General features: G+C 71.9%; 6 protein-coding genes and 1 pseudogene. 1 reads left to right on the top strand and 6 read right to left on the bottom strand.

The window, feature by feature from the left end; all coding sequences use genetic code 11:
• Positions 1-120: 120 nt before the first annotated feature.
• The 6 genes from ACWGJB_RS07685 to ACWGJB_RS07660 form a co-directional block, all read right to left on the bottom strand.
• The gene (locus ACWGJB_RS07685) at positions 121-2,139 is read right to left on the bottom strand and encodes a cell wall-binding repeat-containing protein (RefSeq protein WP_453379299.1); all 2,019 of its coding nucleotides are present in this window, start codon (positions 2,137-2,139) and stop codon (positions 121-123) included.
• 118 nt (positions 2,140-2,257) lie between these two features.
• Positions 2,258-3,526 (bottom strand): RNA polymerase sigma factor, encoded by a 1,269-nt coding sequence (locus tag ACWGJB_RS07680; protein ID WP_453379298.1) that lies wholly within the window; start codon positions 3,524-3,526, stop codon positions 2,258-2,260.
• 43 nt (positions 3,527-3,569) lie between these two features.
• The gene (locus tag ACWGJB_RS07675) at positions 3,570-3,926 is read right to left on the bottom strand and encodes a YciI family protein (protein ID WP_351693607.1); all 357 of its coding nucleotides are present in this window, start codon (positions 3,924-3,926) and stop codon (positions 3,570-3,572) included.
• A gap of 188 nt (positions 3,927-4,114) precedes the next feature.
• Positions 4,115-5,170, bottom strand: coding sequence for an LCP family protein (locus ACWGJB_RS07670; protein ID WP_453379297.1), 1,056 nt, complete (start codon positions 5,168-5,170; stop codon positions 4,115-4,117).
• Between the two features lie 95 nt (positions 5,171-5,265).
• Positions 5,266-6,591, bottom strand: coding sequence for an endo-1,4-beta-xylanase (locus ACWGJB_RS07665; RefSeq protein ID WP_453379296.1), 1,326 nt, complete (start codon positions 6,589-6,591; stop codon positions 5,266-5,268).
• Positions 6,592-6,764: 173 nt separating this feature from the next.
• The gene (locus ACWGJB_RS07660; RefSeq protein ID WP_453379295.1) at positions 6,765-7,796 is read right to left on the bottom strand and encodes a LacI family DNA-binding transcriptional regulator; all 1,032 of its coding nucleotides are present in this window, start codon (positions 7,794-7,796) and stop codon (positions 6,765-6,767) included.
• 104 nt (positions 7,797-7,900) lie between these two features.
• On the opposite strand from ACWGJB_RS07660, the pseudogene ACWGJB_RS07655 reads away from it, so the two are divergent.
• Positions 7,901-8,257: pseudogene (locus tag ACWGJB_RS07655) on the top strand (hypothetical protein); the annotation flags it as partial.

Genomic DNA, 8,257 nt, shown 5'->3' with positions numbered 1-8,257 from the left:
GCGGCGCGCGCGCGGCCGGGCGCGCCCCCCCCCCCCCCCGCGCCCCCCGCGGGGGGGGGGCGCGCGCGGGGGGGGGGGGGCGGGCCCCCCCCGCCCCCCCCCCCCCCCCCCCGCGGCCGGCTACTGGTGCCGGGCCGTCCTGAACGGCGTCGGGTTCCGGTCGGTCGACCGGCCGGACTTGGCCGCGGCCGAGGCGGGCTCACCGGCGTCCGTGCGCAGCGCGAAGGTGCGCGCGGCCGAGGCGACGCCGTTGAAGAACGGCCGGTACACGAAGTCGTTGCCGCTCGCGCTGATCGACGAGCCGGCCGTGTTCAGCGCGCCCGCCGTCACCGAGCCGGTGTCACCGAAGGCGATCGCGGCCTGGGTGCCGGCGGACTCGCGCAGCAGGTAGCTCTTGACCTCGTCGGACAGGGCGGGCCGGGAGGTCCACAGCACGGGCCCGTAGATGTTCATCGCCGAGCCCGCGGAGACCCCGTCCCGCCAGGAGCCGGCGTAGGCGACGGCGACCTGGCTCGGCGTGGTCCACCAGAACTTGGCGACGGCCACCGACAGCGCCTCGCTGTTGGCCCCCGTGATCGGGTAGTAGTAGTACGTCGACGGCCACGTGGAGAACGACGAGTGGGTCAGCGCGTACTTCGCGTCCGACCCGACCGTGATGACCATGGTCTTGGCCGGGTTGAGGCTGTTGAGGTACGACTTCACCGCCGACGTCAGCGACTTGCCGCTGGTCAGGACCACGCTGCCGGTGCTGCTGGTGCCCTCGGCACCAGCAGCCGCGGCTGCCGGGAGCGCCGCCTGGTAGTCGGTTCCGCTGGCCAGGAAGACGTACGACGGGCTGGTCGTGACCGTCTTCGCGGCCTTGACCGAGGTGTCGTAGCGGTCGGTGCCGGAGACCCGCTTCGGGACGTACCCGAGGGACTTCAGCTGGGTGGAGACGTTGGTGGTGAGGACCGAGGTCCCGCCGACCATCCAGACGTTCGCCCCCTTCTTCAGGGTGCGCTTCAGCTCGTTCTTCACCGCCGTCGACAGCCCGGTCTTCACGGTCGTCAGCACCGGGCCCTGCCGCTTGCCGGCGAGTGCGGTGGCGGTCGGCGCGTCGGCCGAGTCGTCCTGGTTGAGCAGCACGGCGGACTTGGCGTCCAGCAGGCCCGCCTCGCTCTGGCCGACGGTGTTCCAGCTCCAGCGCGAGGAGGCGATGTCGGTGGCGCCCGCGTCGGCGCCCCAGACCCGGGCGGTGGTGTTCTTGCGGACCGGCTGCCAGCTGGGGTTGCTGCCCTCCCAGGTCGTCGGGACCGGGGTGAACGCGCCGCTGGTCAGGTCCAGGTACTCGGTGCTGTGCGCGTCGCTGTTGTTCGGGTTGGTGTGGACGTCGTAGAGGATCCGGGTGCCGGTGGGCGACCAGGACGGGTTGGAGTACGAGCGCGTGTCGTCGGTGAGCTGCTTGACGCCGGTGCCGTCCGCGTTCGCCGTGAAGAGCTGGGAGTCACGGACGAAGACCAGCTTGGTGCCGTCGGGCGAGAAGGCGGGCTGCCCGGCGTGGCTGAGCACGAGCTTGACCGTGTCCGCGACCGAGTCGTAGACGTAGACGCCCGGGTCCGCGGAGCAGCCGCCGTTGCGGCGCTCGAAGGCGACCCGGCCGGCGTCGTCCACGGTCGGGTTGGAGTCGCAGGCGGTCGACGGCTCCTGGGCGGTCGACAGCAGCGGGCCGGGGGCCCAGGCGCCGTCGGAGGGGCCGTAGGCGAGCTGGCCGCCGTCGGAGAACACGACGTAACGGCCGTTCCAGCCGTAGGTGAGGTCCGTGTAGCCAACGTTGTCGTTCCGCATGCCCTCGGCCAGGGGCAGGGTGAGCTTGGTGGCGCCGCTGGTGCGCACGCTGCTGATCGTCTGGTACGAGCCGGTGACGAACCGGCTGCCGTCCGGCGCCCAGGCGCCGTAGAGGCCCGAGGCCACGGACGAGACGGCGGTGGCCGCGCCGGTGGCCGGGTCGATCAGCCGCGGTCCGTCGGTGAGGATCTTGCCCTCGGTTCCCGGCCAGGGTCCGGCGTCGTCGGCGACGGCGCCCGGTGCGAGCGCCAGGGTGCCCGTCGCGGCCAGTACGGCCGCGGTCGCGAGCGCCGCCGCACGGCGGCGCGTGAACATTCTCAAGTTGTCGACCCCCCATGGTCTGTACAGCCCCTGCACAGGGGCCGGGTCACTGTAGTGACCAACCAGTTGCCATGGGAACGGAGTTGCGGGTGAACAGCTGTCTGCTTCCAGGTTACGAAGCGCACTCCCGCGCCCTGGCCAGCAGCAGCTCCCGCTCCCGCTCGTTGCGCGCCAGCCCCGCCGCCCGTTCGAACTCCGCGCGGGCCTCCGCCGTACGCCCGAGGCGGGCCAGCAGGTCACCCCGCACGCTGGGCAGCAAGTGGTAGTCGCGCAGGGCGGGTTCGGCCGTCAGCGGGTCAACGATCGCCAGGGCCGCCGCCGGACCGTCCGCCATCGACACGGCCACCGCCCGGTTCAACTCGACGACCGGGGACGGGGACCGGGCCGCCAGCAGGCCGTACAGGGTGGCGATGGACCGCCAGTCGGTCTCCTCGTAGGTGTACGCGTGCGCGTGGCAGGCCGCGATGGCCGCCTGCAGGGCGTACGGCCCCGGGGCGCCCGCCGCCGTGGCGTCCGCGCGGGCCAGCGCCCGGATGCCGCGGGCGATGAGCATGCGGTTCCAGCGGCGGCGGTTCTGGTCCCTGAGCAGGACCGGCTCGCCGTCCGGGCCGGTGCGGGCGGCCGTGCGGGAGGACTGGAATTCGAGGAGCGAGGTGAGGGCGTGCACCTCCGGCTCCTTCGGCATCAGCGAGGACAGCACGCGGGCCAGCCGCAGCGCGTCCTCGCACAGCGAGGGGCGCAGCCAGTCGTCGCCCGCCGTGGCCGCGTACCCCTCGTTGTGGATCAGGTAGATGACGTCGAGCACAGAGCCGAGCCGGGCCTCGCGGTCCGGGCCGTACGGCACCTCGAAGGCGATGTTCCTGGTGGCCAGGGTGCGCTTGGCGCGGACGATGCGCTGGGCGATGGTCGGCTCGGGGACGAGGAAGGCGCGGGCGATCTCGGCCGTGCTCAGACCGCCGAGGAGACGCAGGGTGAGGGCGGTGCGGGCCTCGGGCGAGAGCACCGGGTGGCAGGCGGTGAAGACCAGGCGGAGCAGGTCGTCGTCGATGTCGTCGGGGTCGGCGGGCTCCTCCGGCGGGGCGGCCGTCTCCAGGCCGCGGCCGATCTCCGCGAGCTTGCGGGTGTAGTTCTCCCGGCGCCGGACCAGGTCGACGGCGCGGTGCCGGGCGGTGGCCATGAGCCAGGCGCCCGGGTTGTCGGGCACCCCGTCCCGGGGCCACTGCTCCAGGGCTGCGACGAGGGCGTCCTGGGCCAGTTCCTCCGCGATGCCGACGTCCCGGACGATCCGGGCGACGCCGGCGATCACGCGGGGCGACTCCAGGCGGAAGACGGTCTCGATGGCGTGCCGGGCATCGGCGTCGACGGAGGGCTGTGTGCTCACAGCCCTCCATTCGACACCCCCGGACGGCGGTACGCCAGGAGGGTCAGCCCTCCGCGATCTCCCGCACCTCGCAGGTCACCGTCCAGAACTCCTCGTGCACCTTCAGGAACCGCTTGGTCCACTCCAGGGCCTCGGCCATGTCCTTGCACTGCATGATCGCGTAACCGCCGACGACCTCCTTGGACTCGGTGAACGGCCCGTCGGTGACGGAGATCTTCCCGCCCTCCCAGTGCACCCGGGTGCCCTGGGCGGTCGGCGTGAGCCCCGCGGTGTCCAGCATCACGCCGGCCTTGGTGATCTCCTCGATCAGCTCACCCATCCGCTGCATCAGCTCCTGGCTGGGGCCCTCGGCGGGGGCGGCGCTCTCGTCGATCTTCACGAGCGACAGGTAACGGGGCATGGTGACTCCTGGGATTCCGGTGCGGTGCGGGGTCTCTCCCCGCATCTCACCCTTGCGTCGAACGCGCCGGCCCCGGATCGACACGCGCACCCGAATTTCCCGAAGTTTTTTCCGCGGCCTTTCCGCACCGGTCACAGGGCCGATTCACAGGGCCTGTCACCGGGCCTGTCACCGGGCCCAGCGCAGGCCTAGCGCAGCGACTTCCACAGGTGGCTCGCCTCGGGTTCGTTCGCGATCACCCGGTTGGGGTCCGACGGGGCCGTCACCACCGGCATCATCACGGTCTTGAGATGGTCCGAGGTCAGGCCCTTGAGGCTCTGGCCGAGGCGCATCAGTTCGCTGAGCGAGTCCAGGCCCGTGTCGGTGGTCAGGCTGGCGGTGACCGCGTCGGCGACCTCGTAGAGCTTGGCCGGGTCGGTCAGGAGGCTGATGGAGGCCATCTGGTCCAGCAGGGCCTTGACCAGTTTCTGCTGGAGGCCTATCCGGCCGAGGTCGCTGCCGTCGCCTATGCCGTGCCGGGTGCGGGCGAGCGCCAGGGCCGTGGTGCCGTCGAGGTGGTGGGTGCCCTTCTTCAGGTGCAGGTGGCTGTCGTCGTCGTCGATGTCCTGGTCGGTGGTCACGGTGACCCCGCCGAGCGCGTCCACCAGCTTGGCGAAGCCCGAGAAGTCGATCTCCAGGTAGTGGTCCATGCGGACGCCGGTGATCGACTCGACCGTCTTCACCGCGCACACCGCCCCGCCCACCGAGTAGGCGCTGTTGAACATCGCGTTGTAGGCGACGGACGTCGAGCCGCCGGAGGAGAGCGGGCAGGAGGGGCGGGTGACCAGGGTGTCGCGCGGAATGCTCACGACCGTGGCCCCGGTGCGGCCCGCGTCGATGTGGACGACCATCGCCGTGTCGGAGCGGGCGCCCGAGCTGTCGCCGCCGCCGAGTTTCTGGTTCTCCTTGCCGCTGCGCGAGTCCGAGCCCAGCACCAGGATGTTGACGGAGCCGGTGGGCAGCGGGGACGCCGACGCGGACGCGGTGGCCGTCGGGGTGGTCACCGCCCTGGCCGGGCGGTCGTCGCCGAGCGCGCTGTTGATGTCGACGCTCTTGATGTTGTCGTTGAGGTGCCAGTAGACCCACCCCGCGCCCGCGATGCCCAGCGTCATGACGCCCGCCAGGGTGAGGCCGACGATCTTCAGCCCTCTCGACCGCCGGCCCACCCGTCTGCCCGCGCCGCCTTGCTCCTCGTGTCCCGTCACGAGACAGGAACGTAAGTCCGAATTATTAGGGGACTGTTAGCGCGAGTGCCGCAAGAGCGTTTTCTTCGGAAAATCTCACCCTTCTCAGGCCGGGTTCAGCCCAGCGTCACGGACGGCACCGGATTGCTGCCGCTCCAGGACGCGTTGAATCCGAAGGTCACCGAACTCCCGTCCGCGACCGTCCCGTTGTAGGGGGCGTTCGCGCAGGAGACGGCCGCGCCCGACTGGGTGCAGACGGCGTTCCAGGCCTGGGTGATCTGCTGCCCGGCACCGTACGTCCAGTTCACCTTCCAGGACGAGAGGGAGGCGCCCGAGCAGGAGATGGTCACCTGGCCGGTGAACCCGGTGTTCCACTGGCTGCCCACGCTGTAGGCGGCCGAGCAGGCACCGGTCGGCGGCGGTGTGGTCGTGGTCCCGCCGAGCGCCTCCGCGATCCCGTAGTACGCGGGTTTCGGGGCGTAGTTCGCGTCGTACGGCGTCGCCGCCCCGTACCCCGGGAAGGTGCTGTCCACCCAGGAGTCGGAGTCGGCGAAGCCCCACACGGTGACGTTGACGCAGCGGCTCACGGCCACGCACGCGGCGACCACCGACTTGAAGTCGGCCTTCTGCTGGGCGAGCTTGGTGCTGTCGGAGGGCAGCGCCATCCGGATGTCCAGCTCGGTGATCGCCACGTCCACGCCGAGGTCGGCGAAGCGCTGGATGTTCTGCTGGAGGGTGGAAGGGACCTGGCCGAGGATCAGGTGGGCCTGCAGTCCCACCCCGTCGATCGGGACGCCCGCCGCCTTCAGGGACTTGACCAGGTTGTACAGGGCCGTGGACTTCGCGTTGACGCCCTCGACGTTGTAGTCGTTGATGTACAGCTTCGCCGCCGGATCCGCCGCGTGTGCCCAGGTCAGGGCGTTGGCGATGTAGTCGGCGCCGAGGCCGTTGTACCAGAGGGAGGAGCGGTAGGTGCCGTCCTCGTTGAAGGGCTCGTTGACGACGTCCCAGGCGGCGATCCTGCCCTTGTAGCGGCCGACCTCGGTGCTGATGTGGTTCTGCAGCAGGCTGCTCAGCTGGGCGGACGTCCAGGTGCCGTTCGTCAGCCAGCTGGGGTTCTGGCTGTGCCAGACCAGGGTGTGACCGCGCACCTGCTGGTTGTGGGCCTGGGCGAAGGCCACGATCTGGTCGGCCTCGGTCCAGTTGAAGGTGGACTGGGTGGGCTCGACCGACCCCCACTTCATCGCGTTGCCCGGGGTCAGCGAGCTGAACTGGGCGCCGGCGACGTCACCGTACGTCCCGGTGAGCTTGGAGCCGGTGACCGCGGTGCCGATGACCTTGCTCTTGGCGGCGGCGAGGTCGCGCAGCGGGGTGTCGGCGGCGTGCGCCGCGGGCGCCGCGAACAGCAGCGCGGCGCCGGTGACAAGTGCCGCCAGGGACAAGCCCGTGGATAAGCGGGGGGACAAGCGGAGGGAGAAGCGGGGGGAGAAGCCTGTTCTCAGAGATCTCATTGCGGGTGCCTCCGAAACTTTCGGTCGTACAACCGATTGGCTTCGGAGGAGTGTGGAGACACCCGCACCACCCGTCAATACGTCACCTTCCGGCCAGGCCCGTCTCAGCCGGGCGCGGGCGCCGCCGTGCTCGACCGCACCACCAGGCTGGTCGCCAGCTCCACCCGGGTCGCGGTGGTGGCCTCCTCCGCCCGCCCCATCTCCAGCACCAGCCGCGCCGCCGCCTCGGCCATCTCGGTGAGCGGCTGCCGTACGGTCGTCAGCGGCGGCCCCACCCAGCGGGCCACCGGCAGATCGTCGAACCCGACGATGCTCACGTCCTCCGGGATCCGCAGCCCCAGCTCGCGCGCGGCCTCGTACAGCCCGAGCGCCTGGAGGTCGTTGCCGGTGAAGACGGCGGTGGGCCGGTCGGGCATGCGCAGCAGCTCCAGGCCGAGCCGGTAGCCGGCGTCGTGGTGGAAGTCCCCGGCCTTGACCAGGCGCTGGTCGACCGGGAGCCCGGCGGTCTCCAGCGCGGCCCGGTAGCCGTCCACCCGGGCCCGGCTGCACATCATCCGGGAGGGCCCGCTGATCGCCCCGATGCGCCGGTGCCCCAGCTCGACCAGGTGCCGGGTGGCGGCCAGGCCCCCCTGCCAGTTGGTCGCGCCGATGGACGGCACGTCGGGCCCCGGGTCCCCCGCCGGGTCCATCACCACGAACGGGATCGACCGGCTCATCAGCAGCGCCCGCTGCGACTCGTCAAGACCCGACAGCACCAGCACCACCCCGTGCGGCCGCCGGGCCGCCACCTGGTCGGCCCAGGTCCGCCCCGGGGTGAGCCGCCCGGCGCTCTCGCTGAGCACCACGCTCAGCCCGGCGTCCCGGGCCACGTTCTCCACCCCCCGGATGACCTCCATCGCCCAGGCGCTCTCCAGCTCGTGGAAGACCAGGTCGATGAGTGGCGACCGGGAGGCCTCGGCGCGCCGCCGCCGGTAGCCGTAGGCGCGCAGCAGGTCCTCGACCCGGGTGCGGGTCGCCGGAGCGACATCCGCGCGCCCGTTCAGGACCTTCGAAACAGTCGGAGCGGACACGCCGGCCTCACGGGCGATTTCGGCGAGCGTCGCCGTCTGCGTTTCTGCGGGCTTCGGAGGCGTCATGCCCGCGATCGTATCCCTGCACTCCCCCTTGACGAAGACCTGCGCACGCCATAGGTTCCCGGAACATTCGGTGTGTTGTACGAAACATTCGTGACGGGAGTTTCATGACCACCGCTCCTTGGCGAGACCCCGCACTGCCCGCCCCGGCCCGCGTCGACGACCTGCTCCCCCGGATGACCCTGGAGGAGAAGACCGCCCAGCTCTACGGCGTGTGGGTGGGCGCCGCCACGGACGGCGAGGGCGTCGCCCCGCTGCAACGCGAGATGACCGCCGACTACGACTGGGACGAGCTGGTCACCCTGGGCCTCGGCCAGCTGACCCGCTCCTTCGGCACCGCCCCCGTGGACCCGGGGGGGGGGGGGGGGGCCCCCCGCGCCGCCCCCCCCCCCGGCCCCCCCCCCCCCCCCCCCCCGGCCCCCGCCCCCACGCCCCCCCCGCGGGGCGGCGCGCGCGCGCCGCGC

The sequence above is a fragment of the Streptomyces sp. NPDC054813 genome (assembly GCF_053611365.1).
The sequence above is the reverse complement of the archived record's forward strand: the minus strand, read 5'-3'. Positions and strand labels throughout refer to the sequence as shown.